The 26,546-nt window shown below is 56.0% G+C and carries 37 protein-coding genes; 34 read left to right on the plus strand and 3 right to left on the minus strand.

Annotation, left to right across the window (positions count from 1 at the left end):
- Positions 1-16: 16 nt before the first annotated feature.
- The 31 genes from tuf to bfr all read left to right on the plus strand — a co-directional run bounded on the left by tuf (position 17) and on the right by bfr (position 17,334).
- The gene (gene tuf / locus ACYZUA_RS05495) at positions 17-1,210 is read left to right on the plus strand and encodes an elongation factor Tu (RefSeq protein ID WP_046047317.1); all 1,194 of its coding nucleotides are present in this window, start codon (positions 17-19) and stop codon (positions 1,208-1,210) included.
- A 141-nt stretch (positions 1,211-1,351) separates the two neighbouring features.
- Positions 1,352-1,663 (plus strand): 30S ribosomal protein S10, encoded by a 312-nt coding sequence (gene rpsJ / locus ACYZUA_RS05500; protein ID WP_003186070.1) that lies wholly within the window; start codon positions 1,352-1,354, stop codon positions 1,661-1,663.
- 80 nt (positions 1,664-1,743) lie between these two features.
- Positions 1,744-2,379 (plus strand): 50S ribosomal protein L3, encoded by a 636-nt coding sequence (gene rplC / locus ACYZUA_RS05505; RefSeq protein WP_003186059.1) that lies wholly within the window; start codon positions 1,744-1,746, stop codon positions 2,377-2,379.
- 12 nt (positions 2,380-2,391) lie between these two features.
- Positions 2,392-2,994, plus strand: coding sequence for a 50S ribosomal protein L4 (gene rplD / locus ACYZUA_RS05510; protein WP_007896707.1), 603 nt, complete (start codon positions 2,392-2,394; stop codon positions 2,992-2,994).
- Positions 2,991-3,290: a 50S ribosomal protein L23 gene (gene rplW / locus ACYZUA_RS05515; protein ID WP_002555488.1), complete on the plus strand. Its 300-nt coding sequence runs from the start codon at positions 2,991-2,993 to the stop codon at positions 3,288-3,290. Before rplD ends, rplW begins: the two co-directional genes overlap by 4 nt.
- A 14-nt stretch (positions 3,291-3,304) precedes the next feature.
- Positions 3,305-4,129 (plus strand): 50S ribosomal protein L2, encoded by an 825-nt coding sequence (gene rplB, locus ACYZUA_RS05520; RefSeq protein ID WP_003176423.1) that lies wholly within the window; start codon positions 3,305-3,307, stop codon positions 4,127-4,129.
- Between the two features lie 16 nt (positions 4,130-4,145).
- Positions 4,146-4,421: a 30S ribosomal protein S19 gene (gene rpsS, locus ACYZUA_RS05525; RefSeq protein ID WP_002555486.1), complete on the plus strand. Its 276-nt coding sequence runs from the start codon at positions 4,146-4,148 to the stop codon at positions 4,419-4,421.
- A gap of 13 nt (positions 4,422-4,434) precedes the next feature.
- Positions 4,435-4,767, plus strand: a complete 333-nt coding sequence (rplV, locus tag ACYZUA_RS05530) for a 50S ribosomal protein L22 (protein ID WP_003103908.1) — start codon at positions 4,435-4,437, stop codon at positions 4,765-4,767.
- A gap of 13 nt (positions 4,768-4,780) precedes the next feature.
- The gene (gene rpsC / locus ACYZUA_RS05535; protein WP_003176422.1) at positions 4,781-5,467 is read left to right on the plus strand and encodes a 30S ribosomal protein S3; all 687 of its coding nucleotides are present in this window, start codon (positions 4,781-4,783) and stop codon (positions 5,465-5,467) included.
- Between the two features lie 12 nt (positions 5,468-5,479).
- Positions 5,480-5,893 (plus strand): 50S ribosomal protein L16, encoded by a 414-nt coding sequence (gene rplP, locus ACYZUA_RS05540; RefSeq protein ID WP_008145497.1) that lies wholly within the window; start codon positions 5,480-5,482, stop codon positions 5,891-5,893.
- Positions 5,893-6,084, plus strand: a complete 192-nt coding sequence (rpmC, locus tag ACYZUA_RS05545) for a 50S ribosomal protein L29 (protein WP_008030901.1) — start codon at positions 5,893-5,895, stop codon at positions 6,082-6,084. The genes rplP and rpmC overlap by 1 nt, the downstream gene beginning before the upstream one ends.
- Positions 6,085-6,086: 2 nt before the next feature.
- Positions 6,087-6,353, plus strand: coding sequence for a 30S ribosomal protein S17 (gene rpsQ, locus ACYZUA_RS05550; protein WP_003176419.1), 267 nt, complete (start codon positions 6,087-6,089; stop codon positions 6,351-6,353).
- A gap of 23 nt (positions 6,354-6,376) precedes the next feature.
- The gene (gene rplN, locus ACYZUA_RS05555; RefSeq protein ID WP_002555479.1) at positions 6,377-6,745 is read left to right on the plus strand and encodes a 50S ribosomal protein L14; all 369 of its coding nucleotides are present in this window, start codon (positions 6,377-6,379) and stop codon (positions 6,743-6,745) included.
- An 11-nt stretch (positions 6,746-6,756) separates the two neighbouring features.
- Positions 6,757-7,071 carry a 50S ribosomal protein L24 gene (rplX, locus tag ACYZUA_RS05560; RefSeq protein ID WP_008145498.1) on the plus strand — a complete coding sequence of 105 codons (315 nt, stop codon included), beginning with the start codon at positions 6,757-6,759 and terminating at the stop codon, positions 7,069-7,071.
- 20 nt (positions 7,072-7,091) lie between these two features.
- Positions 7,092-7,631, plus strand: a complete 540-nt coding sequence (gene rplE / locus ACYZUA_RS05565; RefSeq protein ID WP_003176415.1) for a 50S ribosomal protein L5 — start codon at positions 7,092-7,094, stop codon at positions 7,629-7,631.
- Positions 7,632-7,644: 13 nt separating this feature from the next.
- Positions 7,645-7,950 (plus strand): 30S ribosomal protein S14, encoded by a 306-nt coding sequence (gene rpsN, locus ACYZUA_RS05570; protein ID WP_003176414.1) that lies wholly within the window; start codon positions 7,645-7,647, stop codon positions 7,948-7,950.
- 209 nt (positions 7,951-8,159) lie between these two features.
- Positions 8,160-8,552: a 30S ribosomal protein S8 gene (gene rpsH, locus ACYZUA_RS05575; protein WP_003186040.1), complete on the plus strand. Its 393-nt coding sequence runs from the start codon at positions 8,160-8,162 to the stop codon at positions 8,550-8,552.
- Positions 8,553-8,564: 12 nt separating this feature from the next.
- The gene (gene rplF / locus ACYZUA_RS05580; RefSeq protein ID WP_003176412.1) at positions 8,565-9,098 is read left to right on the plus strand and encodes a 50S ribosomal protein L6; all 534 of its coding nucleotides are present in this window, start codon (positions 8,565-8,567) and stop codon (positions 9,096-9,098) included.
- 10 nt (positions 9,099-9,108) lie between these two features.
- Entirely contained in the window at positions 9,109-9,459 is a 351-nt protein-coding gene (gene rplR / locus ACYZUA_RS05585) for a 50S ribosomal protein L18 (RefSeq protein ID WP_003186037.1), read from the plus strand.
- 3 nt (positions 9,460-9,462) lie between these two features.
- On the plus strand, positions 9,463-9,963 hold the full coding sequence (gene rpsE, locus ACYZUA_RS05590) for a 30S ribosomal protein S5 (protein ID WP_007943782.1): 501 nt from the start codon (positions 9,463-9,465) through the stop codon (positions 9,961-9,963).
- Positions 9,964-9,965: 2 nt separating this feature from the next.
- Positions 9,966-10,142 carry a 50S ribosomal protein L30 gene (gene rpmD, locus ACYZUA_RS05595; protein WP_003186033.1) on the plus strand — a complete coding sequence of 59 codons (177 nt, stop codon included), beginning with the start codon at positions 9,966-9,968 and terminating at the stop codon, positions 10,140-10,142.
- Between the two features lie 3 nt (positions 10,143-10,145).
- Complete coding sequence (gene rplO / locus ACYZUA_RS05600; protein ID WP_007896782.1) at positions 10,146-10,583, plus strand: 50S ribosomal protein L15; 438 nt, start codon at positions 10,146-10,148, stop codon at positions 10,581-10,583.
- A complete protein-coding gene (gene secY, locus ACYZUA_RS05605) occupies positions 10,584-11,912 on the plus strand; it encodes a preprotein translocase subunit SecY (RefSeq protein WP_008073883.1) in 1,329 nt (442 codons plus the stop codon).
- A 27-nt stretch (positions 11,913-11,939) separates the two neighbouring features.
- Positions 11,940-12,056 (plus strand): 50S ribosomal protein L36, encoded by a 117-nt coding sequence (gene rpmJ, locus ACYZUA_RS05610; protein ID WP_002555468.1) that lies wholly within the window; start codon positions 11,940-11,942, stop codon positions 12,054-12,056.
- 130 nt (positions 12,057-12,186) lie between these two features.
- Complete coding sequence (gene rpsM / locus ACYZUA_RS05615) at positions 12,187-12,543, plus strand: 30S ribosomal protein S13 (protein ID WP_003186020.1); 357 nt, start codon at positions 12,187-12,189, stop codon at positions 12,541-12,543.
- A 30-nt stretch (positions 12,544-12,573) separates the two neighbouring features.
- A complete protein-coding gene (gene rpsK / locus ACYZUA_RS05620; RefSeq protein ID WP_002555466.1) occupies positions 12,574-12,963 on the plus strand; it encodes a 30S ribosomal protein S11 in 390 nt (129 codons plus the stop codon).
- Between the two features lie 18 nt (positions 12,964-12,981).
- A complete protein-coding gene (gene rpsD, locus ACYZUA_RS05625; protein WP_003210056.1) occupies positions 12,982-13,602 on the plus strand; it encodes a 30S ribosomal protein S4 in 621 nt (206 codons plus the stop codon).
- Between the two features lie 22 nt (positions 13,603-13,624).
- Positions 13,625-14,626, plus strand: coding sequence for a DNA-directed RNA polymerase subunit alpha (locus tag ACYZUA_RS05630; RefSeq protein WP_003186012.1), 1,002 nt, complete (start codon positions 13,625-13,627; stop codon positions 14,624-14,626).
- Between the two features lie 42 nt (positions 14,627-14,668).
- Complete coding sequence (gene rplQ / locus ACYZUA_RS05635) at positions 14,669-15,055, plus strand: 50S ribosomal protein L17 (RefSeq protein WP_008145500.1); 387 nt, start codon at positions 14,669-14,671, stop codon at positions 15,053-15,055.
- A gap of 210 nt (positions 15,056-15,265) precedes the next feature.
- A complete protein-coding gene (locus ACYZUA_RS05640; protein WP_461962339.1) occupies positions 15,266-16,720 on the plus strand; it encodes a catalase in 1,455 nt (484 codons plus the stop codon).
- A 149-nt stretch (positions 16,721-16,869) separates the two neighbouring features.
- Positions 16,870-17,334, plus strand: coding sequence for a bacterioferritin (gene bfr, locus ACYZUA_RS05645; protein WP_007943775.1), 465 nt, complete (start codon positions 16,870-16,872; stop codon positions 17,332-17,334).
- A 65-nt stretch (positions 17,335-17,399) separates the two neighbouring features.
- Here the strand turns inward: bfr and uvrA are convergent, their stop codons facing one another.
- Positions 17,400-20,234, minus strand: a complete 2,835-nt coding sequence (uvrA, locus tag ACYZUA_RS05650; RefSeq protein WP_123365586.1) for an excinuclease ABC subunit UvrA — start codon at positions 20,232-20,234, stop codon at positions 17,400-17,402.
- A 191-nt stretch (positions 20,235-20,425) separates the two neighbouring features.
- Here uvrA and ACYZUA_RS05655 point away from each other — a divergent pair, with 191 nt between their 5' ends.
- On the plus strand, positions 20,426-21,823 hold the full coding sequence (locus ACYZUA_RS05655; protein WP_461962340.1) for an MFS transporter: 1,398 nt from the start codon (positions 20,426-20,428) through the stop codon (positions 21,821-21,823).
- A gap of 9 nt (positions 21,824-21,832) precedes the next feature.
- On the plus strand, positions 21,833-22,363 hold the full coding sequence (locus tag ACYZUA_RS05660) for a single-stranded DNA-binding protein (protein ID WP_008145505.1): 531 nt from the start codon (positions 21,833-21,835) through the stop codon (positions 22,361-22,363).
- 65 nt (positions 22,364-22,428) lie between these two features.
- Here the strand turns inward: ACYZUA_RS05660 and ACYZUA_RS05665 are convergent, their stop codons facing one another.
- Both ACYZUA_RS05665 and ACYZUA_RS05670 read right to left on the minus strand, forming a co-directional pair.
- Entirely contained in the window at positions 22,429-24,633 is a 2,205-nt protein-coding gene (locus ACYZUA_RS05665; protein WP_461962341.1) for an OsmC domain/YcaO domain-containing protein, read from the minus strand.
- Between the two features lie 153 nt (positions 24,634-24,786).
- Complete coding sequence (locus ACYZUA_RS05670; protein WP_461962342.1) at positions 24,787-25,341, minus strand: cysteine hydrolase family protein; 555 nt, start codon at positions 25,339-25,341, stop codon at positions 24,787-24,789.
- 101 nt (positions 25,342-25,442) lie between these two features.
- Between ACYZUA_RS05670 and ACYZUA_RS05675 the strand changes: the two genes are divergently transcribed.
- On the plus strand, positions 25,443-26,435 hold the full coding sequence (locus ACYZUA_RS05675) for a GlxA family transcriptional regulator (RefSeq protein ID WP_461962343.1): 993 nt from the start codon (positions 25,443-25,445) through the stop codon (positions 26,433-26,435).
- Positions 26,436-26,546 lie beyond the last annotated feature (111 nt).

Here is a 26,546-nt window from a genome sequence, read left to right on the forward strand (position 1 = left end):
CTAGGAGTTAATTGTCGTGGCTAAAGAAAAATTTGACCGTACCCTCCCGCACGTCAACGTTGGCACCATCGGTCACGTCGACCACGGTAAAACCACGCTGACCGCTGCTCTGACTCGCGTCTGCTCCGAAATTTTCGGTTCGGCCGTTGTTGCTTTCGACAAAATCGACAGCGCTCCGGAAGAAAAGGCTCGTGGTATCACCATCAACACCGCACACGTTGAATACAACTCGCTGATCCGTCACTACGCTCACGTTGACTGCCCAGGTCACGCTGACTATGTGAAGAACATGATCACCGGTGCTGCTCAAATGGACGGCGCTATCCTGGTTTGCTCGGCCGCTGATGGTCCGATGCCACAAACCCGTGAGCACATCCTGCTGTCCCGTCAGGTTGGCGTTCCGTACATCGTTGTCTTCCTGAACAAGGCTGACATGGTTGACGACGCTGAGCTGCTGGAACTGGTTGAGATGGAAGTGCGCGATCTGCTGAGCACTTACGACTTCCCAGGTGACGACACTCCGATCATCATCGGTTCGGCTCTGATGGCTCTGAACGGCCAAGACGACAACGAAATGGGTACCACCGCTGTTAAGCGCCTGGTAGAAACTCTGGACAGCTACATCCCGGATCCAGTTCGTGTTATCGACAAGCCGTTCCTGATGCCAATCGAAGACGTATTCTCGATCTCCGGTCGCGGTACTGTTGTAACTGGCCGTATCGAGCGCGGTATCGTCAAGGTTCAGGATCCACTGGAAATCGTTGGTCTGCGTGACACTACCGTCACCACCTGCACCGGTGTTGAAATGTTCCGTAAGCTGCTCGACGAAGGTCGTGCTGGCGAGAACTGCGGCGTGCTGCTGCGCGGCACCAAGCGTGACGACGTTGAGCGTGGCCAGGTTCTGGTCAAGCCAGGTTCGGTTAAGCCGCACACTACCTTCGAAGCTGAAGTGTACGTGTTGAGCAAAGAAGAAGGCGGTCGCCACACTCCGTTCTTCAAAGGCTACCGTCCACAGTTCTACTTCCGGACCACTGACGTGACCGGTAACTGCGAACTGCCGGAAGGCGTTGAAATGGTAATGCCAGGCGACAACATCAAAATGGTTGTCACCCTGATCAAAACCATCGCAATGGAAGATGGTCTGCGTTTCGCTATTCGTGAAGGCGGTCGTACCGTCGGCGCTGGCGTCGTAGCCAAAATCATCGCTTAATAAGTGATGACTTGAAAAAGCCCCCGCCTAGCGGGGGCTTTTTTATTGGGTTGACACTGTAGTAGCCCGTCTATAGAATTGCGCCTCCTTTTAACGGGCGTATTGCGCTCGCTGGGAATAGCAGCCGGAGTCTGAAATCCAATGCAAAATCAGCAAATCCGTATCAGGTTGAAGGCTTTTGACCATCGCCTGATCGACCAATCCACCCAGGAAATCGTGGAAACCGCGAAACGTACTGGTGCTCAAGTGCGTGGTCCAATTCCACTGCCTACCCGTAAAGAGCGGTTCACCGTTCTGGTCTCCCCGCACGTCAACAAAGACGCGCGTGACCAGTATGAGATCCGTACTCATAAGCGCGTTCTGGACATCGTCCAGCCAACGGATAAAACCGTTGATGCTCTTATGAAGCTTGATCTTGCGGCCGGTGTGGAAGTGCAGATCAGCCTCGGCTAAGACTCGGTCTTAGTCGTGTAACGCTCTGAAATGGGCGGCCATAGCGGGTGAAAGCCCCGTACACTCATGAGGTTTACAACATGACTATTGGTGTAGTCGGTCGTAAATGCGGTATGACCCGTATTTTCACCGAAGAAGGTGTCTCCATTCCGGTCACGGTCATTGAGATCGAACCGAATCGCGTCACCCAGTTCAAAACTGAAGAGACCGATGGCTATCGTGCAGTGCAAGTCACTGTAGGCGAGCGTCGTGCTTCGCGTGTTACAGCAGCTCAAGCTGGCCACTTCGCTAAAGCGAACGTTGCCGCTGGTCGTACCGTAATGGAATTCCGTCTTGAAGAAGGCGAGTACCAGGCCGGCGATCTGATCAACGCTGAAATCTTCGCCGCTGGTCAACTGGTTGATGTAACCGGTCAGTCCAAAGGTAAAGGCTTCCAGGGTACGATCAAGCGTTGGAATTTCCGCGGGCAAGATAATACCCACGGTAACTCCGTATCCCACCGCGTTCCAGGCTCTATCGGCCAGTGCCAGACTCCTGGTCGTGTATTCAAGGGCAAAAAAATGTCCGGTCATATGGGCGCTGAGCGCGTGACCGTGCAGTCCCTCGAAGTAGTGCGCGTGGACGCTGAACGCAATCTGTTGTTGGTCAAGGGCGCTGTTCCTGGCGCTACTGGCGGCAACTTGGTTGTACGTCCAGCAGCCAAGGCTCGCGGTTAAGGGGAAGCTGACATGCAATTAAATGTAAATGACGCTCAAGCGATCGAAGTTTCCGAACTGACATTTGGCGGCGAATTCAACGAGACGCTGGTTCACCAAGCAGTCGTGGCCTACATGGCCGGCGGCCGTCAAGGTAGCAAGCAGCAAAAGACCCGTTCCGACGTTCGTGGTGGCGGTAAGCGCCCATGGCGTCAGAAAGGTACTGGCCGTGCTCGTGCGGGTACTATCCGTAGCCCAATCTGGCGTGGCGGCGGTACCACTTTCGCAGCTCGTCCTCAGGATCACACCCAGAAGCTGAACAAGAAGATGTATCGCGCAGCAATGCGTTCCATCCTTGCTGAGCTGGTGCGTACTGATCGTCTGGTTGTGGTTCAGGACTTCGCTGTTGATGCACCGAAGACCAAAGATCTGCTGAACAAACTGACCGGCATGGGCCTGACTGACGTCTTGATCGTGTCTGAAGTAGTTGATCAGAACCTGTACCTGGCTGCTCGTAACCTGCCACACGTTGATGTACGTGACGTGCAAGGTTCCGATCCAGTTAGTCTGATCGCATACGACAAGGTGTTGATCACCGTGTCGGCCGTGAAGAAATTCGAGGAGCTGCTGGGATGAACCAGGAACGCGTATTTAAAGTTCTGCTTGGCCCGCACGTTTCCGAGAAGGCTACGGTTCTGGCTGACAAGAAAGGCCAGTTCGTTTTCAAGGTTGCAACTGACGCAACCAAGCTGGAAATCAAGAAGGCCGTCGAAAGCCTGTTCAGCGTGAAAGTAGAGCGTGTTACTACCCTGAATGTTCTGGGTAAGAGCAAGCGCACTGCTCGCGGTCTGGGCAAGCGTAATGACTGGAAGAAGGCAGTTATCTCCCTTCAGCCAGGCCAAGATCTCGATTTCAGCAGCAGTGCTGAGTAAGGAAGGGGTGCATCATGGCAATCGTTAAATGCAAACCGACTTCCCCTGGCCGCCGTTTTGTGGTCAAGGTGGTCAACCAGGAGCTGCATAAAGGCGCTCCTCACGCACCGCTGCTCGAGAAAAAATCGAAGACTGGTGGTCGTAACAACAATGGTCGTATTACCACTCGTCACATCGGTGGTGGCCATAAGCAGCATTATCGTCTGGTCGATTTCCGTCGCAACGACAAAGATGGCATCTCTGCCACTGTCGAGCGTATTGAATACGATCCAAACCGTACTGCTCACATCGCTCTGCTGCTGTACGCAGATGGCGAGCGTCGCTACATCATCGCCCCTAAAGGCGTGAGTGCTGGCGACCAGCTGATCGCAGGTGCTCTGGCACCGATCAAGCCGGGCAACGCTCTGCAACTGCGTAACATTCCAGTTGGTAGCACCGTACACGGCATCGAATTGAAGCCAGGTAAAGGCGCGCAAATCGCTCGTTCCGCTGGTGCTTCGGCTCAGCTGATCGCTCGTGAAGGTGTCTACGTGACCCTGCGTCTGCGTTCTGGTGAGATGCGTAAAGTGCTGGCTGAATGCCGCGCGACCCTGGGTGAAGTCTCGAACTCCGAGCACAGCCTGCGTTCGCTGGGTAAAGCTGGTGCCAAACGCTGGCGTGGCGTTCGCCCAACCGTTCGTGGTGTTGCCATGAACCCGGTTGACCACCCACATGGTGGTGGTGAAGGTCGTACCTCTGGTGGTCGTCATCCGGTATCGCCATGGGGCTTCCCGACTAAGGGCGCGAAGACTCGTGGTAATAAGCGTACCGACAAAATGATCGTCCGTCGTCGCAAGTAAATAGAGGGATACGACAGTGCCACGTTCTCTGAAAAAAGGTCCTTTTATTGATCTTCACCTACTGAAGAAGATCGAAGTGGCGGCGGAAAAGAACGATCGCAAACCAGTTAAAACCTGGTCGCGTCGTTCGATGATCCTGCCACAAATGGTCGGTTTGACCATTGCAGTTCATAACGGTCGTCAACATGTTCCAGTTCTCGTGAACGAAGACATGGTCGGCCACAAACTGGGCGAGTTTGCCGGTACCCGCACATATCGTGGGCACGTGGCAGACAAGAAAGCCAAGCGTTAAGGGGTAAGGAACGATGGAAGTAGCCGCTAAGTTGTCGGGCGCTCGAATCTCCGCCCAGAAAGCCCGCTTGGTCGCCGACCAGATCCGCGGGAAGAAGGTGGGCGAAGCGCTCAACCTGTTGGCTTTCAGCAGTAAGAAAGCCGCCGAGATCATGAAGAAAGTGCTGGAGTCGGCCGTAGCCAACGCCGAGCATAACGAAGGCGCAGACGTTGATGACCTTAAAGTCAGCACCGTTTTCGTCAACGAAGGGCGTTCGCTGAAGCGAATCATGCCACGTGCCAAAGGCCGTGCTGATCGCATCGTCAAGCGGTCTTGCCATATCACTGTCAAGGTTGCTGACAAGTAACGGAGTCGAAGAGATGGGTCAGAAAGTACATCCCATTGGCATTCGCCTGGGAATCGTCAAGGAGCACACCTCCGTCTGGTACGCAGACGGTCGGACTTATGCGGACTATTTGTTCGCTGATCTGAAGGTGCGCGAGTATCTCCAAGACAAACTAAAAAGCGCGTCCGTAAGCCGTATCGATATCCATCGTCCGGCTCAGACTGCACGTATCACCATCCACACCGCTCGTCCAGGTATCGTTATCGGGAAGAAAGGTGAAGATGTTGAGAAACTGCGTCAGGACCTGACCAAGCAAATGGGTGTGCCTGTGCACATCAATATCGAAGAGATCCGCAAGCCGGAACTCGACGGTATGCTGGTTGCGCAGAGCGTAGCTCAGCAGCTGGAGCGTCGTGTAATGTTCCGTCGCGCTATGAAGCGCGCTGTTCAGAACGCCATGCGCATTGGTGCCAAAGGCATCAAAATCCAAGTGAGCGGTCGTCTCGGCGGTGCTGAAATCGCACGTACTGAATGGTATCGCGAAGGTCGTGTGCCACTGCACACCCTGCGTGCCGACATCGACTATGCCAACTACGAAGCTCACACCACTTACGGTGTGATCGGTGTAAAGGTTTGGATCTTCAAAGGCGAAGTAATTGGTGGTCGCCAAGAAGAACTGAAACCACAAGCACCAGCGCCTCGTAAAAAAGCTGCTAAGTAAGGGGTACGCCAAATGTTGCAACCAAAGCGTACGAAGTTCCGCAAGCAGATGACAGGCCACAACCGTGGTCTGGCACAGCGCGGTAGCAAAGTCAGCTTCGGCGAGTTCGCGCTGAAGTCTGTAGCTCGTGGTCGTCTCACCGCTCGTCAGATCGAGTCAGCGCGTCGTGCTCTGACCCGTCACGTTAAACGTGGCGGCAAGATCTGGATCCGTGTATTCCCGGACAAGCCTATTTCCAAAAAGCCACTCGAAGTTCGGATGGGTAAAGGTAAGGGTAGTGTGGAGTACTGGGTTGCCCAGATTCAGCCAGGCAAAGTCCTGTATGAAATCGAGGGTGTTACTGAAGAGCTGGCGCGTGAGGCTTTTGCCTTGGCTGCTGCAAAGCTGCCGCTCGCCACTGCCTTCGTTAAACGGACGGTGATGTGATGAAAGCGAACGAACTTCGTGAAAAAGACGCGCCGCAGCTTAACGAGCAACTGCTCGGCCTGCTGCGCGACCAGTTCAATCTGCGCATGCAGAAGGCAACTGGCCAGTTGGGGCAGTCTCACCTGCTCCGGCAAGTTAAGCGTGACATCGCTCGCGTGAAGACTGTGCTCAAACAGCAGGCAGGTAAGTAATCATGGCTGAAGCCGAAAAAACCGTCCGTACGCTGACTGGCCGTGTTGTCAGCGACAAAATGGACAAGACCATCACCGTTCTGATCGAGCGTCGCGTTAAGCACCCGATCTACGGTAAATACGTTAAGCGTTCGACTAAGCTGCACGCGCACGACGAAACCAATCAGTGCCACATCGGCGACAAAGTCACTATTCGTGAAACTCGTCCTTTGGCCAAGACCAAGTCTTGGGCGCTGGTTGATGTTCTCGAACGCGCTGTGGAAGTCTAAGGACTAGGGGTCGGAGAAATTATATGATTCAGACTCAATCCATGCTCGATGTGGCCGATAACAGCGGCGCTCGCCGTGTTATGTGCATCAAGGTGCTGGGTGGCTCCCATCGTCGTTACGCTGGTATCGGTGACATCATCAAAGTTACCGTGAAGGAAGCAATTCCTCGCGGTAAAGTGAAAAAAGGCCAAGTGATGACTGCTGTTGTAGTCCGCACTCGTCACGGCGTACGCCGTGCTGATGGCTCCATTATCCGCTTTGATGGCAACGCTGCTGTTCTTCTGAACAACAAGCAAGAGCCGATCGGCACCCGTATCTTTGGGCCAGTGACCCGTGAACTTCGTACTGAGAAGTTCATGAAGATCGTCTCGCTCGCCCCAGAAGTGCTGTAAGGAGATCCGACATGCAAAAGATTCGTCGTGACGACGAGATCATCGTGATCGCCGGCAAAGACAAAGGTAAGCGCGGTAAGGTGCTTAAGGTTCTCGCTAATAACCGTCTGGTTATTGGTGGTCTGAACCTGGTTAAGCGTCATACCAAGCCTAACCCGGCGTCGGGCGTACAAGGCGGTATCGTCGAAAAAGAAGCTCCACTGGACGCTTCTAACGTCGCCATTTTCAACGGCGAAACCAACAAGGCTGACCGCGTTGGTTTCAAAGTAGAAGACGGCAAGAAAATTCGTGTCTTCAAGTCGACCCAAAAAGCGGTTGATGCTTGAACACTGCTAGGTAGAAGACCATGGCACGACTAAAAGAGATTTACTGGAAGGAAATCGCACCGAAGCTTAAGGAAGAACTTAAGCTTTCGAACGTGATGGAAGTTCCACGCGTTACAAAAATCACCCTGAACATGGGTTTGGGCGAAGCGGTCGGTGACAAAAAAGTCATCGAGCACGCTGTTGCCGACCTGGAAAAGATCACCGGCCAGAAAGTCGTTGTGACCTACGCTCGGAAATCCATCGCTGGCTTTAAAGTCCGTGAAGGTTGGCCGATCGGCGTCAAAGTGACCCTGCGCCGTGAGCGTATGTACGAGTTCCTGGATCGTCTGCTGTCGATCTCCCTGCCTCGGGTTCGCGACTTCCGCGGCCTGAATGCCAAGTCCTTCGATGGTCGTGGTAACTACAGCATGGGCGTTAAAGAGCAGATCATCTTCCCGGAAATCGACTACGACAAGATCGATGCTCTCCGCGGTCTGGACATTACCCTGACCACCACTGCCAAGAACGATGATGAAGGTCGCGCCCTGTTGCGTGCTTTCAAATTCCCGTTCCGCAACTGATTGGAGTAGGAAAATGGCCAAGATGAGCATGAAAAACCGCGAGCTGAAGCGTCAGCTCACGGTTGCCAAGTACGCCAAAAAGCGTGCAGCACTGAAAGCTATCATCGTTGATCTGAACGCAAGTCCAGAAGCACGTTGGGAAGCTACAGTAGCTCTGCAGAAGCAGCCACGTGACGCAAGCGCCTCGCGCATGCGTAACCGCTGCCGCCTGACCGGTCGTCCACACGGCGTTTACCGCAAGTTCGGCCTTGGCCGTAACAAACTGCGTGAAGCTGCAATGCGTGGTGACGTACCTGGTCTGGTTAAAGCCAGCTGGTAAGCACTATCAAAGTCTCGGTGTTAGGGGTCGCAAGATCCTGACCACCGGTGACCTTGAACTTGAATCAAGCCCCTTTTGGGGCTTGATTCATTTGTGGGGTGTGTCTAGAATACCCGGCTCGCCTGAGCCCGTGCTTTTTCCGCATGGATGAGCTCGGCGACAAGTAGTAGCCGCAAGGCTAATTTTTTTGTATTAGGAGCGTCTAGCCCATGAGTATGCAGGACCCGTTAGCGGACATGCTAACTCGAATCCGTAATGCCCAGATGGCTGAAAAGTCCGTCGTAAGCATGCCATCTTCTACTTTGAAGGTAGCTGTTGCCAAAGTCCTGAAAGACGAAGGTTACATTGCGGGTTATCAGATCAGCAGCGAAATCAAACCACTGCTGTCCATCGAGCTGAAGTACTTCGAAGGCCGTCCGGTCATCGAAGAAGTGAAGCGCGTTAGCCGTCCAGGCCTGCGTCAGTACAAGTCCGTCGATGATCTGCCAAAAGTTCGTGGCGGTCTCGGTGTGTCTATCGTCTCCACCAACAAAGGTGTGATGACGGATCGTGCTGCGCGCGCTGCCGGTGTCGGCGGCGAAGTTCTTTGCACTGTGTTCTAAGGGGGGATAAGCATGTCACGCGTCGCTAAGAACCCCGTTAAGCTGCCAGCCGGTGTCGAAGTCAAATTCGCAGGCCAACAGCTTTCGGTGAAGGGTGCCAAGGGCACTCTCGAACTGAACATCCATTCGTCCGTTGAGATTGTTGAAGAAGCTGGTGAGCTGCGTTTCGCTGCTCGCAATGGCGATCAACAAACTCGCGCAATGGCTGGTACCACTCGTGCGTTGGTAAACAACATGGTCCAAGGCGTAAGCCAAGGCTTCGAGCGTAAGCTCCAGCTGGTCGGTGTTGGTTACAAAGCGCAAGCAAAAGGCACAGTGCTGAACCTGGCTCTTGGCTTCTCGCACCCAGTGGATTATGAACTGCCGGAAGGCATCACCGCTGAGACTCCTAGCCAGACCGATATCCTGATCAAGGGCATCGATAAGCAGCTGGTAGGTCAAGTGGCCGCCGAGATCCGCGACTTCCGTCCACCAGAGCCGTACAAAGGCAAAGGTGTGCGCTACGCGGACGAAGTCGTCCGTCGTAAAGAAGCCAAGAAGAAGTAGGGCATAGCAAATGACCGACAAAAAAGTTACTCGACTGCGTCGCGCTCGCAAAGCACGCCTGAAAATGCACGAACTCGAAGTCGTGCGTCTCTGCGTGTTCCGCTCGTCGCAGCACATCTACGCCCAGGTCATTTCGGCCGACGGCAACAAAGTCCTGGCATCTGCCTCGACTTTGGATAAAGAACTGCGTGATGGCGCCACTGGCAACATCGACGCGGCCACTAAGGTTGGCCAGCTGGTCGCTACGCGTGCTAAAGCCGCTGGCGTCTCGCAGGTGGCTTTCGACCGCTCTGGCTTCAAGTACCACGGCCGCGTCAAGGCGCTGGCTGATGCTGCTCGTGAAGCTGGGCTGGAGTTCTAAGTTATGTCAAATAACGACCAAAAGCGCGACGAAGGCTACATCGAGAAGCTGGTTCAAGTTAACCGCGTAGCCAAAACCGTTAAAGGCGGCCGTATCTTCACTTTCACCGCGTTGACCGTGGTGGGTGATGGTAAAGGGCGTGTTGGCTTCGGCCGTGGCAAGTCGCGTGAAGTGCCTGCTGCGATCCAGAAGGCAATGGAAGCTGCTCGCCGCAACATGATCCAAGTTGACCTGAACGGCACCACTCTGCAGTACGCAATGAAGTCCGGTCACGGCGCTTCGAAGGTGTACATGCAGCCTGCTTCTGAAGGTACCGGTATCATCGCTGGCGGCGCTATGCGTGCTGTCCTCGAAGTTGCTGGCGTTCAGAACGTTCTGGCCAAGTGCTACGGCTCGACTAACCCGGTAAACGTGGTTCACGCCACTTTCAAAGGTTTGAAAGCTATGCAGTCTCCTGAATCCATTGCCGCCAAGCGTGGCAAAAGCGTCAAGGAGATCTTCTGATCATGGCTACCGTAAAAGTTACGCTGATCAAAAGCATGACCGGCCGCATCCCTAACCACAAATTGTGCGTTAAGGGTCTGGGTCTGCGTCGCATCGGTCACACTGTAGAAGTACTTGATACTCCCGAGAATCGCGGGATGATCAACAAGGCTTACTACATGCTGCGTGTCGAGGGTTAATCGATGAAACTCAATGATCTGAGTCCAGCGCCGGGTTCCCGTCGCGAAAAGCATCGTCCGGGCCGTGGTATCGGTAGTGGTTTGGGCAAGACCGGTGGCCGTGGCCACAAAGGTCAGTCCTCCCGCTCCGGTGGCACCATTGCTCCAGGCTTTGAAGGCGGTCAACAGCCGCTGCATCGTCGCCTGCCGAAGTTCGGTTTCGTTTCCCTGAAAGCCATGGACCGCGCAGAAGTGCGTTTGTCCGAGCTGGCTAAAGTGGAAGGCGACATCGTCACCGTGCAGTCCCTGAAAGATGCCAACGTGATCAACGTCAACGTACAGCGTGTGAAAATCATGCTGTCCGGCGAAGTTACTCGCGCTGTTACCATCGGAAAGGGAATCGGCGCCACCAAAGGTGCGCGTGCGGCTATCGAAGCAGCTGGCGGCAAGTTCGAGGAATAAATGGCTAAGCAAGGTGCTCTCTCTGCGCTCGGCAAAGGCGGTATGTCTGAACTCTGGGCTCGTCTGCGTTTTCTATTCTTGGCGATTATCGTCTACCGAATAGGCGCACACATCCCGGTTCCAGGTATCAACCCGGACCGACTCGCGGACCTGTTTCGACAGAATGAGGGGACCATTCTTAGCTTGTTCAACATGTTTTCCGGCGGCGCGCTGGAACGGATGAGCATCTTTGCACTGGGGATCATGCCGTACATTTCGGCATCGATCATCATGCAGCTGATGACCGCCGTCAGCCCGCAGTTGGAACAGTTGAAGAAGGAAGGTGAAGCTGGGCGTCGCAAGATTGCTCAGTACACCCGCTACGGCACTGTCGTCCTCGCTCTCGTTCAGGCAATTGGCATGTCCATTGGTCTGGCGGGGCAGGGCGTTTCGTTCACTGGTGACTTTGGCTTCCATTTCGTCGCGGTATCCACTTTTGTGGCTGGTGCGATGTTCATGATGTGGCTGGGTGAGCAGATTACTGAGCGTGGTGTTGGCAACGGTATCTCGATGTTGATTTTCGCAGGTATCGTCGCCGGTCTTCCGAGAGCGATCGGGCAGTCTTTCGAGTCTGCGCGTCAGGGTGATATCAACATTTTTGCCCTGGTTGCCATCGGTTTGCTGGCAGTAGCGATTATCGGTTTCGTGGTGTTCATTGAGCGTGGTCAGCGTCGTATTGCTGTTCATTACGCCAAGCGTCAGCAGGGCCGTAAGGTCTTTGCTGCGCAGACCAGCCACTTGCCGTTGAAGGTGAACATGGCCGGTGTTATTCCAGCCATTTTCGCGAGCAGCATTTTGCTGTTCCCGGCTTCGTTGGGTACCTGGTTTGGTCAGTCTGAAGGTATGGGCTGGCTGCAGGACATCTCGCAGTCGATCGCTCCTGGTCAGCCGTTGAATATTCTGCTGTTTAGTGCAGGGATTATTTTCTTCTGCTTCTTCTATACGGCGTTGATGTTCAATCCGAAAGACGTAGCGGAAAACCTGAAGAAGTCCGGTGCCTTTATTCCGGGCATCCGTCCAGGTGAGCAGTCTGCGCGCTACATTGATGGCGTTCTGACTCGTTTGACCCTGTTCGGTGCTCTATATATGACGGCCGTGTGCCTGTTGCCCCAGTTCCTGGTGGTTGCAGCAAACGTTCCGTTCTACCTTGGCGGGACCTCGTTGCTGATCGTGGTCGTGGTTGTGATGGACTTCATGTCTCAAGTACAATCGCACCTCGTTTCGCACCAGTACGAATCCCTGATGAAGAAAGCCAACCTGAAGGGTTACGGCAGCGGCATGTTGCGCTGAGTACCCATAAGGTTCGAGGAGTTGGTGATGAAAGTTCGTGCATCGGTGAAAAAGCTGTGCCGTAACTGCAAGATTATTCGCCGCGAAGGTGTTGTTCGAGTAATTTGCAGCGCGGAACCGCGTCACAAACAGCGCCAAGGCTGAGTGTGATTGTGCTTCAAGCCCGGCAGCTAGTGCGCTGCCGGGTTGATTATTTGTTATTACAGCGATATTATCTCGCGCCCTATTTCTTGGCTTCCGGGGCGTAGGTAGCTGTCAATTGGAGTCCCACTGAATGGCCCGTATTGCAGGCGTTAACATTCCAGATAACAAGCATACTGTTATCTCGCTGACCTACATCTATGGTGTTGGTCGCACTACTGCACAGAAGATCTGTGCAGTGACTGGGGTAAACCCAGCCGCAAAGATCAAAGATCTGAGCGACGAGCAGATTGAACAGCTGCGTGGCGAAGTGGCGAAGTTCACCACTGAAGGTGACCTGCGTCGCGAAATCAACATGAAAATCAAGCGTTTGATGGACCTCGGTTGCTATCGCGGTCTGCGTCATCGTCGTGGTCTTCCAGTGCGCGGTCAGCGTACCAAGACTAACGCGCGTACCCGTAAAGGTCCGCGTAAGCCGATCCGCAAGTAATCGCCCCAGCGAATCGACAGGAAATTAATCATGGCTAAACCTGCTGCTCGTCCTCGTAAAAAAGTTAAAAAGACAGTGGTTGATGGCATTGCCCACATCCATGCATCTTTTAACAACACAATCGTGACCATCACCGACCGTCAAGGCAACGCTCTTTCCTGGGCTACCTCCGGTGGTTCGGGTTTCCGCGGTTCCCGCAAGTCCACCCCGTTTGCTGCTCAAGTAGCTGCTGAACGTGCTGGTCAAGCTGCGCTGGAATACGGCCTGAAAAACCTCGACGTTAACGTCAAAGGTCCAGGTCCAGGTCGTGAATCTGCAGTCCGCGCTTTGAACGGCTGTGGCTACAAGATCGCCAGCATCACCGACGTGACGCCAATCCCGCACAACGGGTGCCGTCCGCCGAAGAAGCGCCGCGTGTAATCCAGGAGATTGTAAAGAATGGCTCGTTACATTGGTCCAAAATGCAAACTCGCTCGTCGCGAAGGCACCGATCTCTTCTTGAAGAGCGGCGTGCGCGCGATCGAATCGAAGTGCAACATTGAAGCAGCACCTGGTATCCACGGCCAACGCCGCGGTCGCCAGTCCGATTACGGCACCCAACTGCGTGAAAAGCAGAAGGTCCGTCGTATCTACGGCGTTCTCGAGCGTCAATTCAGCGGCTACTACAAAGAAGCTGCTGGCAAGAAAGGTGCAACTGGCGAAAACCTGTTGCAACTGCTCGAATGCCGTCTGGACAACGTTGTATACCGTATGGGTTTTGGCTCTACTCGTGCCGAATCCCGTCAGCTGGTATCGCACAAATCCGTAAGCGTTAACGGTCAAACCGTAAACGTGCCGTCGTACCAGGTTCGTGCTGGTGACGTGGTCGCGATTCGCGAGAAAGCAAAGAACCAACTTCGCATTGTCCAAGCTCTCGATCTGTGTGCCCAACGTGGCCGCGTAGAATGGGTAGAAGTAGACACTGAGAAGAAGTCGGGCGTTTTCAAGAACGTTCCAGCTCGCAGTGATCTGTCCGCCGACATCAACGAAAGCCTGATTGTCGAGCTCTACTCCAAGTAAGGGCTAGAAAATAGGTGCATCCATGCAGATTTCGGTAAATGAGTTCCTGACACCCCGCCATATTGATGTGCAGGTTGTCAGTCCAACCCGCGCCAAGATCACCCTCGAGCCTCTCGAGCGTGGTTTTGGCCACACCCTGGGCAACGCGCTGCGACGCATCCTGTTGTCCTCAATGCCCGGCTGCGCAGTAGTCGAGGCCGAGATTGACGGTGTGCTCCATGAGTACAGCGCCATCGAAGGTGTACAGGAAGACGTAATTGAAATCCTGTTGAACCTTAAAGGTCTGGCTATCAAGCTGCATGGCCGTGACGAAGTTACGCTGACCTTGTCGAAGAAGGGTTCGGGGGTGGTTACCGCTGCCGATATTCAGCTGGATCATGATGTCGAGATCGTTAACCCCGATCACGTAATCGCTAACCTGGCGTCTAACGGCGCCCTGAACATGAAGCTCACCGTAGCTCGTGGTCGTGGTTATGAACCGGCAGACTCGCGTCAGAGCGATGAAGACGAAAGCCGCAGCATCGGTCGCTTGCAGCTTGACTCTTCGTTCAGCCCGGTTCGCCGTATCGCATACGTGGTGGAAAACGCCCGTGTCGAACAGCGTACTAACCTGGACAAGCTGGTTATTGATCTGGAAACCAACGGTACTCTGGATCCTGAAGAGGCAATTCGCCGCGCTGCAACCATTCTGCAACAGCAGTTGGCTGCGTTCGTCGACCTCAAAGGTGACAGTGAGCCAGTGGTTGTCGAGCAGGAAGACGAGATCGATCCGATCCTGCTTCGCCCGGTTGACGATCTGGAACTGACTGTACGTTCGGCTAACTGCCTTAAGGCGGAAAACATCTACTACATCGGTGACCTGATTCAGCGTACCGAAGTAGAGCTGTTGAAGACTCCGAACCTTGGCAAGAAATCCTTGACTGAAATCAAGGACGTTCTGGCCTCCCGCGGTCTGTCCCTCGGCATGCGCCTCGACAACTGGCCGCCTGCAAGTCTTAAGAAGGACGACAAGGCGACTGCCTGATCGTCGTAATCACCGAACGTTGTGTTTGGTAAGGAATGAACCATGCGTCATCGTAAAAGTGGTCGTCACCTGAGCCGCACTAGCTCGCACCGCAAGGCCATGTTTCAAAACATGGCAGTGTCGCTGTTCGAGCACGAGCTGATCAAAACTACACTGCCGAAAGCTAAAGAACTGCGTCGCGTTGCTGAGCCGCTGATCACTTTGGCCAAGACAGACAGCCTGGCTAACCGCCGTCTGGCTTTCGACCGTACTCGTTCGAAAGCTATCGTTGGTAAGCTCTTCAACGACCTGGGCAAGCGTTACGCTACCCGTGAGGGTGGCTACCTGCGCATCCTCAAGTGCGGTTTCCGCACTGGCGACAACGCGCCTATGGCGTACGTCGAGTTGGTTGATCGTCCTGCCGGTGGTGAAGCTGTATCCGCTGAGTAAGACGTCAGTCTGAAACGAAGAACCGGGCCTAGTGCCCGGTTTTTTGTGCGCGCTCGAAAAAGTATCGAAAAGCCTAGTCGATAAATCCTCATTAGTATTTATCTATCGATTCTCACAATTTAATGAATTTGATGGTGTCATGTTGATGGTCAATACTCCTTTTCAGCCGATTAGCCGGCAGTAGGAAAGACTGACAGAGGAAGACATCGCATGAGCCAAAATAAAACACTTACCACCGCCAGTGGCGCTCCTGTCGCTGATAACCAGAATTCCCGTTCCGCCGGCCCTCGTGGCCCGCTGCTGCTCGATGACTTTCACCTGATCGAGAAGCTTGCCCACTTCAACCGTGAAAACATCCCTGAGCGTCGCGTACATGCCAAAGGTTCTGGTGCTTACGGTACGTTCACCGTAACTCGGGACATCACCGAGTACACCAGCGCCAAGCTGTTCGAATCTGTCGGCAAGCAAACCCCAACCTTCCTGCGGTTTTCCACCGTTGGCGGTGAGCGCGGTTCGGCGGACACCGAGCGCGATCCTCGTGGTTTCGCCCTGAAGTTCTACACCGAAGAAGGTAACTGGGACATCGTCGGCAACAACACGCCAGTGTTCTTCATCCGCGATCCTTTGAAATTCCCCGACTTTATTCACACCCAAAAACGTCTGCCACAAAGCAATCTGAAAAGCGCGCAAATGATGTGGGACTTCTGGTCCCACTCACCTGAGGCGCTGCATCAGGTCACCATTCTGTTCTCGGACCGTGGCATCCCCGATGGCTACCGTCACATGCACGGCTTCGGCAGCCACACCTACAGCCTGATTAACGCCAATGGCGAACGTCACTGGGTGAAATGGCACTACAAAACCAAGCAAGGGATTAAAAACCTGGCGCCAGCAGACGCGGCACGCCTGGCTGGTACCGATCCGGATTACGCACAGCGTGATCTGTTCGGCGCGATCGAGCGCGGTGATTTCCCGAAATGGCGCGTGTGCGTCCAGATCATGACTGAGGCTCAGGCCGCAGCGCACTACGAAAACCCGTTTGACGTGACCAAGACCTGGTCGCAGAAAGAGTTTCCGCTGATCGAAGTGGGCGAATTGGAGCTCAACCGCAACCCGCAGAACTATTTTGCTGAAGTCGAGCAAGCCGCTTTCGGTCCGAGCAACATGGTCCCGGGTGTCGGCTTGTCGCCTGACCGAATGCTGCAAGGTCGAGTGTTCGCTTACGCAGATGCTCACCGCTACCGCATTGGCACCAATCACCAGCAGCTGCCGGTAAACGCGCCTCGCAGTCCGGTGAACAGCTATCAGCGCGACGGTTCGATGGCGTTTGGCAGCAATGGCGGTGCAACACCCAACTACGAGCCGAACAGCTACATCGAATCGCCGAAGCAAGCACCTCGCTATGCAGAGCCAGCACTGGCGCTGAGCGGTGCGGCTGATCGCTACGATCACCGTGAGGATACCGACTACTACAGCCACGCCGGTGCGTTGTTCCGTTTGATGAGCGATGAGCAGAAAGCGCTCTTGGTCAGCAACATTGCAGGCGCAATGGCCGGGGTCTCCAGTGATGTGGTTGATCGCCAATTGCAGCATTTCTACAAAGCCGATCCGGCGTATGGAGAAGCAATCGCAAAGCTGCTCAACGTACAGCTTAACGAAGTCTAAACGAGAAGCAGAACCGCCCTCATTTGGGCGGTTTTTGCGTTATTTAAACCACTTTTCTCAGAATATCTTCGCTTTTATCACGCAAGCAGAGTGACCAAACAGTCTGCGTGGTTCAAACTACAGACTTTCAAGCAGGGAGATGTAGGGCGATGCAAGGCCACCCAGACGTAATCGATTACCTCAACACGTTGCTGACCGGCGAACTGGCGGCGCGTGATCAATATTTCGTCCATTCGCGGATGTATGAGGACTGGGGTTTCACCAAGCTCTACGAACGTATCAACCACGAGATGGAAGAAGAAGCCGGGCACGCTGATGCCCTGATGCGCCGAATTCTGATGCTCGAAGGTACGCCGCGCATGCGCCCGGACGACCTTGATGTCGGCACTACCGTGCCGGACATGCTTGCCGCTGATCTGCGACTTGAATACAAAGTCCGCGCCGCGCTCTGCAAGGGCATAAAGCTCTGCGAACAGCACAAGGATTATGTCAGTCGCGAGATGCTGCGGGTTCAATTGCATGACACCGAAGAAGACCACACCTACTGGCTTGAAAAGCAGATGGGCCTGATCAAGCTGATCGGTCTGGAAAATTACCTGCAATCGCATGCCTGATTGCACCGGATACAAAAAAGCCCCTGTCACCGAGAAAGTGACAGGGGCTTTTTCATGGCCGTGATTCAGGCCTTGTCGCGTGCCAACAGCGGCTTGAGGTAGAAGCCTGTATGAGATTGCTTCATCTCCGACACTTCCTCCGGCGTACCGACTGCAATGATCTGGCCGCCCTTGGAACCGCCTTCCGGCCCGAGGTCCACCAGCCAGTCGGCTGTTTTGATTACATCAAGGTTGTGTTCGATCACTACCACGGTGTTGCCGTGGTCGCGCAATCGATGCAGTACGTCAAGCAGCTGCTGAATATCCGCGAAGTGCAGGCCGGTCGTCGGCTCATCGAGGATATACAGCGTCTTGCCAGTATCGCGCTTGGACAGTTCGCGGGACAGTTTCACCCGTTGGGCTTCACCACCCGACAGCGTGGTCGCTGACTGGCCGAGCTTGATGTACGACAGACCGACATCCATCAGCGTCTGAAGCTTGCGCGCCAGGGCCGGAACCGCGTCGAAGAACACCCGCGCTTCCTCGATCGTCATCTCGAGGGTTTCGTGGATGCTCTTGCCCTTGTACTTGATCTCCAGCGTCTCGCGGTTGTAGCGCTTGCTCTTGCAGACGTCGCACGGGACATAGATGTCCGGCAGAAAGTGCATTTCCACCTTGATCAGGCCATCGCCCTGACACGCTTCGCAACGTCCGCCCTTCACGTTGAAGGAGAAGCGTCCAGGACCATAACCGCGGGAGCGGGACTCCGGCACACCGGCGAACAGTTCGCGAATCGGTGTGAACAACCCGGTGTAGGTCGCCGGGTTGGAGCGCGGCGTTCGACCGATCGGGCTCTGATCGATGTCGACAACTTTATCCAGATGCTCCAGACCTTTGATGCTGTCGTGAGCGGCTGCTTCGAGTGTTGTCGCGCCGTTCAATGCGGTAGCGCTAAGCGGGAACAAGGTGTTGTTGATCAGCGTCGACTTGCCCGAGCCAGACACGCCGGTCACGCAGGTCAGCAAACCGATCGGAATGTCCAGATCGACATCGCGCAAGTTGTTGCCACGAGCGCCCTTGAGGGACAGCGACAGCTTCTTGTTGCGCGGCGTGCGTTTGGCCGGAACGGCGATCTTCACCCGACCCGACAAGTACTTGCCGGTCAACGAGTCTGGATGAGCCATGACCTCAGCCGGCGTACCTTCGGCGACGATATGCCCGCCATGCACGCCCGCACCAGGACCGATATCCACCACGTAGTCAGCCAGGCGAATCGCATCTTCATCGTGCTCGACCACGATCACCGTGTTGCCGATATCCCGCAGGTGCTTGAGGGTGCCGAGCAACCGATCGTTGTCTCGTTGATGCAGGCCAATCGATGGTTCGTCGAGAATGTACAGAACGCCCACCAGGCCGGCGCCGATCTGGCTGGCCAGACGGATACGCTGCGCTTCACCACCGGACAACGTGTCCGCACTGCGATCCAGTGACAAATAGTCCAGGCCAACGTTGACCAGGAACTGCAGTCGCTCGCGAATCTCCTTGAGAATCTTGTCGGCAATTTCGCCACGGCGGCCGGTGAGTTTCAGCACGCCGAAATATTCACAGGCATCGCCAATCGGCAGATTGGTCACCGCCGGCAGCGTCTTCTCGCCCACCCAAACATGCCGCGCCTCACGACGCAGACGAGTACCACGGCAATCCGGGCAAGGCTGGGTGCTGAGGAACTTGGCCAGCTCTTCACGCACAGAAGCCGACTCGGTTTCACGGTAGCGACGTTCCAGATTCGGCACGATGCCTTCGAACGGGTGCGAACGTTTGACGATATCGCCGCGGTCGTTCAGGTATTTGAAGTCGACGTTCTGCGAGCCGCTGCCGTGCAGGATGAACTTCTGCTGATCGGCCGGCAGTTCGTTGAACGGTACTTCCAGACTGAACTTGTAGTGGGATGCCAACGAGCCAAGCATCTGGAAGTAATAGACGTTGCGCCGGTCCCAGCCACGAATCGCGCCTTCCGCGAGCGTCAGTTCACCATTGACCAATCGCTTGATGTCGAAGAACTGCTTGACCCCCAGGCCATCGCACGTCGGGCAAGCGCCGGCCGGGTTGTTGAAGGAGAACAGCTTGGGTTCCAGCTCACTGATGGCATGACCGCAGATTGGGCAGGCGAAGCGTGCGGAGAAGATGATTTCTTCACCGGGCTCGTCGTCCATCGGCGCGACCAGGGCGATGCCGTCCGCGAGCTTCAAAGCGGTCTCGAACGACTCGGCCAGGCGCTGTTGCAGGTCGGCGCGCACCTTGAAGCGGTCGACCACCACATCGATCGAGTGCTTCTTCTGCTTATCCAGCTTCGGCAATTCGTCCAGCTCGCAGAGCCGGCCGTTGACCCGGGCTCGCACAAAACCTTGGGCGCGCAGTTCTTCGAAGACCGAAAGGTGTTCGCCTTTACGCTCGCGAATCACCGGCGCTAACAGCATAAGCTTGCTGCCCTCCGGTTGGGCGAGCACCAAGTCGACCATTTGGCTGACGGTCTGGGCTTCCAGCGGAATGTCGTGATCCGGGCAACGCGGAATACCCACGCGAGCGTAAAGCAGGCGCAGGTAATCGTAGATTTCGGTGATGGTGCCGACCGTCGAACGCGGGTTGTGCGAGGTCGATTTCTGCTCGATGGAAATGGCTGGCGACAAACCTTCGATGGTGTCGACGTCAGGCTTTTCCATCATCGACAAAAATTGCCGCGCGTAGGCCGATAGCGATTCGACGTAGCGGCGCTGACCTTCGGCGTACAGCGTGTCGAATGCCAGGGATGATTTTCCGGAGCCGGACAGGCCGGTGATGACGATCAGTTTGTCCCTGGGCAGGGTCAGGTCGATGTTCTTCAGGTTGTGGGTTCGGGCCCCACGAATCAGGATCTTGTCCAAAGTGGCCTCGCTCGGCGGGCGTCGAAAACGTAGGAGTATACGGCCAAATACTGGATGGATGCACACTATCAAATGAGCGGGTGGCAGCCTTGCATGAAGACTCTGTCAGCAGAGCGCGTCAAAGCGTCGCGATATACCCCGTCAATCGATGGGACTGGTAGAATCGCCGCCGGTTCACATGAGGTTTTTCCATGCACGATCCCCACAGCGAACGCATGAGTGGCAGTGAGACCCGCGCAGCAAGCGGTCTGGCCCTGGTGTTCGCCTTCCGTATGCTTGGCATGTTCATGGTGTTGCCGGTACTGGCGACCTATGGGATGGACCTGGCGGGAGCGACCCCGGCCCTCATCGGGCTGGCGATTGGCGCTTACGGCCTGACCCAGGCGATCTTTCAAATTCCTTTCGGCTTCATTTCCGACCGCATCGGTCGCCGTCCGGTGATTTATCTCGGGCTGATCATCTTTGCCCTCGGTAGCGTACTGGCGGCCAATGCCGATTCGATCTGGGGCGTGATCGCCGGACGAATCCTGCAAGGCGCCGGGGCGATTTCCGCGGCCGTGATGGCATTGCTGTCAGACCTGACCCGCGAACAGCATCGGACCAAAGCCATGGCCATGATCGGCATGACGATTGGTCTGTCGTTCGCTGTCGCGATGGTTGTAGGACCGTTGCTGACCCGCGCCTTTGGCCTGTCCGGGTTGTTCCTCGCCACGGGCGGAATGGCGCTGTTCGGCATCGTGATTGTGATGTTCATGGTGCCGCGCTCTACCGGGCCGTTGCAGCACCGCGAATCCGGCGTTGCGCGCCAGGCGCTGATCCCGACGCTCAAGCATCCAGACTTGCTGCGCCTGGACCTGGGCATTTTTGTGTTGCACGCGATGTTGATGTCGAGCTTCGTTGCGTTGCCGTTGGCGCTGGTCGAAAAAGCCGGACTGCCTAAAGAGCAGCACTGGTGGGTCTACCTGACTGCGCTGCTGATTTCCTTCTTCGCCATGATCCCGTTCATTATCTACGGCGAGAAGAAACGCAAAATGAAACGAGTTTTATTGGGCGCCGTGCTGACGCTGATGCTCACTGAGCTATTCTTCTGGCAGTTCGGCGACAGCTTGCGGGCCCTGGTGATCGGGACGGTGGTGTTCTTCACCGCGTTCAACTTGCTGGAAGCTTCGTTGCCATCGCTGATCAGCAAGGTTTCACCGGCAGGCGGCAAGGGCACGGCGATGGGGGTTTATTCCACCAGCCAGTTCCTCGGTTCGGCACTGGGCGGCATCCTCGGCGGCTGGCTGTTTCAGCATGGCGGTCTGTCGGTTGTGTTCCTTGGATGCGCCGGTCTGGCTGCCCTCTGGCTGGCCTTTGCTGTTACCATGCGCGAACCTCCCTACGTGACGAGCCTGCGCTTGCCGTTGTCGCCCGAGGCGATCCGCGAAGCGGGTCTGGTCGAGCGCCTGAAGGCCGTCGTAGGGGTAACAGATGCAGTGATCGTCGAAGAAGAAGCGGCGATTTACATCAAATTGGACACAGAACTATTGGATCGCACCACCCTTGAACGCCTGGTGAACAACCCGGCCGGGGCAGCGTGCGTAGCCTAGGAGAACGTTATGGCCCGTGGGGTTAACAAAGTCATATTGGTCGGCACTTGCGGCCAGGATCCCGAAGTTCGCTACTTGCCTAACGGTAACGCCGTGACCAACCTGAGTCTGGCGACCAGCGAACAGTGGACCGACAAGCAAACCGGTCAGAAGGTCGAGAAGACCGAATGGCACCGTGTGTCGATGTTCGGCAAGGTTGCCGAAATCGCCGGCGAGTACCTGCGTAAAGGTTCGCAGGTCTACATCGAAGGCAAGCTGCAGACTCGCGAGTGGGAAAAAGACGGTATCAAGCGTTACACCACTGAAATCGTGGTCGACATGCAAGGCACCATGCAACTGCTGGGCGGCCGTCCACAGCAGGGCGACCAACAAGGCGGGGGCAATAACTACCAGCAGTCCGCCCCGGCCCCACGCCAACAGGCTCCGCGTCCGCAGCAGTCGGCAGCACCGCAACAGTCGCGTCAGGCTCCGGCTCCACAGCAGGCTGCTCCGCAACCGGCTCCGGATTTCGACAGCTTTGATGACGATATCCCGTTCTAAAAAGCAGCTATCCAGTCAGTAACAAAAAAGCGAAGCCATCTGGCTTCGCTTTTTTGTTGACGCTATTAACTGGATAACGCTGTCACATTGGCCCGTGCCGAGTGCAGTTTCTTGTAGCTATCGATCAGGCGCAGGTGTCTGTCGAGCCCTTCCAGTTTGATGCTGGTCGGCGTCAGACCATGGAAGCGCACGCTGCCCTCGACCGAGCCGATCACTGCATCCATCCGTTCGTTGCCAAACATCCGGCGGAAATTGGCCTCGTAGTCTTCCAGTTCCAGGTCTTCGTCCAGCTTCATCTCCAGCACCGCGTTGACGGCTTGGTAGAACAAGCCGCGCTCGACCGTGTTGTCGTTGTACTGCAGGAACATCTCCACTGCCTCTTTCGCCTCTTCAAATTGCTGCAAGGCGAGATAAATCAGCAGCTTCAACTCCAGAATCGTCAGCTGACCCCAAGCCGTATTGTCGTCAAATTCGATGCCGATCAAGGAGGTGATGTCGGTGTAGTCATCCAGCTCACTTTCCACCAGGCGCTCAACCAGCGCTTGCAGCTCGTCGTCGTCCAGGCGATGCAGGTTCAGGATATCGGCGCGGAAGAAAAGCGCTTTGTTGGTGTTATCCCAGATCAGATCGTCCACGGGATAGATTTCCGAGTAGTCCGGTACCAGGATGCGGCATGCCGTCGCGCCGATATGCTCGTAGACCGCCATGTACACTTCCTTGCCCATGCCTTCGAGAATGCCGAACAAGGTCGCGGCTTCTTCAGCATTCGAATTTTCACCCTGGCCGGAGAAGTCCCACTCCACGAATTCGTAATCGGACCTGGAGCTGAAGAAACGCCACGAAACCACGCCGCTGGAATCGATGAAGTGCTCGACGAAGTTATTCGGCTCGGTCACCGCATGGCCTTCAAACGTCGGCTGGGGCAAATCGTTGAGGCCTTCGAAGCTGCGGCCCTGGAGCAGTTCGGTCAGGCTGCGCTCCAGCGCCACTTCCAGGCTCGGGTGCGCGCCGAACGAGGCGAACACACCGCCGGTACGCGGGTTCATCAACGTGACGCACATCACCGGGAATTCACCGCCCAGGGATGCATCCTTCACCAATACGGGGAACCCTTGCTCTTCCAGGGCCTGAATACCGGCCAGTATCCCGGGGTATTTCGCCAGCACATCGGCGGGCACATCCGGCAGTGCAAATTCACCTTCGATGATTTCGCGTTTTACCGCACGCTCGAAGATTTCCGACAGGCATTGCACCTGGGCTTCGGCCAGCGTGTTGCCGGCGCTCATGCCGTTGCTCAGGAACAGGTTTTCAATCAGGTTGGACGGGAAATACACCACTTCGCCGTCCGACTGGCGCACGTATGGCAGCGAGCAGATGCCGCGCTCTTCATTGCCCGAGTTGGTGTCGATCAGGTGGGAGCCACGCAACTCTCCGTCGCGGTTGTAAATCTTCAGGCAGTACGCGTCGAGGATTTCGGCCGGCAGTTCATCTTTACGGCCAGGCTTGAACCAGCGTTCGTCCGGGTAATGCACAAACGGCGCGTTGGCGATCTCTTCGCCCCAGAACTGATCGTTGTAGAAGAAGTTGCAGTTGAGTCGCTCGATAAACTCGCCCAACGCCGACGCCAGCGCGCCTTCCTTGGTTGCGCCCTTGCCGTTGGTAAAACACATCGGCGAGTGCGCATCGCGGATATGCAGCGACCACACGTTGGGAACGATATTGCGCCACGAGGCGATTTCAATTTTCATGCCCAGGTCCGCCAGAATGGCCGACATATTGGCGATGGTCTGCTCCAGCGGCAGATCCTTGCCCGCGATATAGGTGTGCGCCTCTGAATTAGACGCAGGCATCAGCAACGCCTGGGCATCGGCGTCGAGGTTTTCCACCTCTTCGATCACAAACTCAGGCCCGGCCTGGACCACTTTTTTCACGGTACACCGGTCGATGGAACGCAGGATGCCCTGGCGGTCCTTGTCGGAAATATCCGCCGGCAACTCGACCTGGATCTTGAAAATCTGGTTGTAGCGGTTTTCCGGATCAACAATGTTGTTCTGCGACAGGCGAATGTTTTCGGTGGGAATACTGCGAGTGTCGCAGTACAGCTTCACGAAATAAGCCGCACACAACGCCGACGAAGCCAGGAAGTAGTCGAACGGGCCCGGTGCCGAGCCATCGCCCTTGTAGCGGATAGGTTGATCGGCCACCACCGTGAAGTCGTCGAACTTGGCTTCAAGTCGAAGGTTGTCGAGAAAGTTGACCTTGATTTCCATGGGGGATTACCAGAATAACGGCTAGACGATTTGGCCGCCATTATCCGGCTTTTCGGCCGTAAGTCTCAGAAAAAAGGCCAGTCATGTGCGCGCGCGACTGGCCTTCTTTGTTGCGGGAGCGTCGGATAGCAGCACCCGAGGCCGAAGCGTTGGTCAGTGATGCGCCGCCAGGAACTCGTCAGTGGACACCACGCTTGCATAGGCGAAGCCCAAAGCCGACATGAAGGCGGCGTGTACTTGGGCTGCCGGGACAGTGACGCCGTTGAACTCCAGATCACGGGTAGCGCAGGCGTCATGAATCACCGTAACGGTGTAGCCAAGATCCGCAGCCGCACGGGTGATACCGTCGACACACATGTGGCTCATGCTGCCGACGATGACCAGTTCCTTGATGCCTTGCTCGTCGAGGATTGACTGTAGTTCGGTGTCGCGGAAGGAGTTGACGAAGTGTTTGAGCACGACCGGTTCGTCGGCGCGGTTGAGGACTTTAGGGTGCAGCTTCGCGCCCTCGGAGCCCGGAGTGAAAAAGGGCGCTTCGTCGGAGGTGAATTCGTGGCGGATGTGTACCACCGAATCACCGGTATCGCGGAAGGCCTTGAGCAGACGAACGGCATTGTCCACGGCGGCGTCGGCGCCGACCAGCGGCCACTTGCCTTGGGGGAAGTAGTCGTTTTGGATATCGACTACGATGAGTGCTTGCTTTGCCATGACTGTTTCCTTGAAGTGCTTGTTGGTGTGGAATGAAGTATTGGGTCTGGCAGGCCGTCCGAGGATTGGCCGCACCGACAATAGAAGGGGGAAAACTGACAATGGACGCAGAAAGGCCAATCGCCGAGTTGGGCGTGCTGATTTATCCCGGTGCGCAGATGGCGGCGGTGCATGGATTGACGGACTTGTTCGGGGTGTCGAACCGGATTGCCACCGAGCATCGGGCGGCGCAGTTGCCGTTGTTGCGGGTCAGCCATTGGCAGGTTGATGGCGATCAGGCGCCCAAGCGGGTCTATGACAGTCATCCCGCTCCGGACGGCGCGTTGGTGGCGGTGCTGATCCCGCCGTCGATTGCCGGATTTTCCGAAGGCCAGGCACCGCAGGCGCTGTTTCGCTGGCTGCGCCAGCAACATGCGAATGGCGCGACACTCGGCGGGGTTTGCGTGGGGTCGATTCTGTTGGCCGAAAGTGGCCTGCTCGACGGTCGTAGCGCCACCACCCACTGGACCTCGGCCAAAGCCTTCGCCGAGCGTTACCCGGCGATCAAACTCAAGGCCGAAACCCCCATCGTAGACGACGGCGACTTGATCACGACTGCCGGGCTGATGGCTTGGTCCGAACTGGGCTTGCGATTGGTCAACCGTCTGCTGGGGCCGAGCATCGCCACCAGTACCGCGCGTTTTCTGGTGGTGGAACACAGCGACAGCGCGAGTGAATGCGGCAGCAATTTTTCGCCCATTCTCAGCCATGGCGATGCTTCGATTCTCAAGGTCCAGCATTGGCTGCAAAGCACCGGAGCGACCGATGTGTCGCTGGCGGCAATGGCCGAGCGGGCAGGGCTGGAAGAGCGCACGTTCCTGCGTCGATTTCGTGCGGCAACCGGCCTTAAACCCACCGAGTACTGCCAGCACCTGCGGGTCGGCAAGGCCCGGGAAATGCTCGAATTCACCAACGGCACCATCGATCACATTGCCTGGACCGTGGGTTATCAGGATCCGAGTGCCTTTCGGGCGACGTTCAAGAAGATTACCGGGTTGGCGCCGAGTGATTACCGGACACGGTTTGGGGTGACGCCGACTGCGGCAACCCGGTAGAAGCATCACTCCAAATCCCCTGTGGGAGCGAGCCTGCTCGCGAAAGCGGCAATATAGCCAACACTGAAGTGACCGACAGGACGCATTCGCGAGCAGGCTCGCTCCCACATT

Source organism: Pseudomonas sp. LS2P72 (assembly GCF_054897865.1).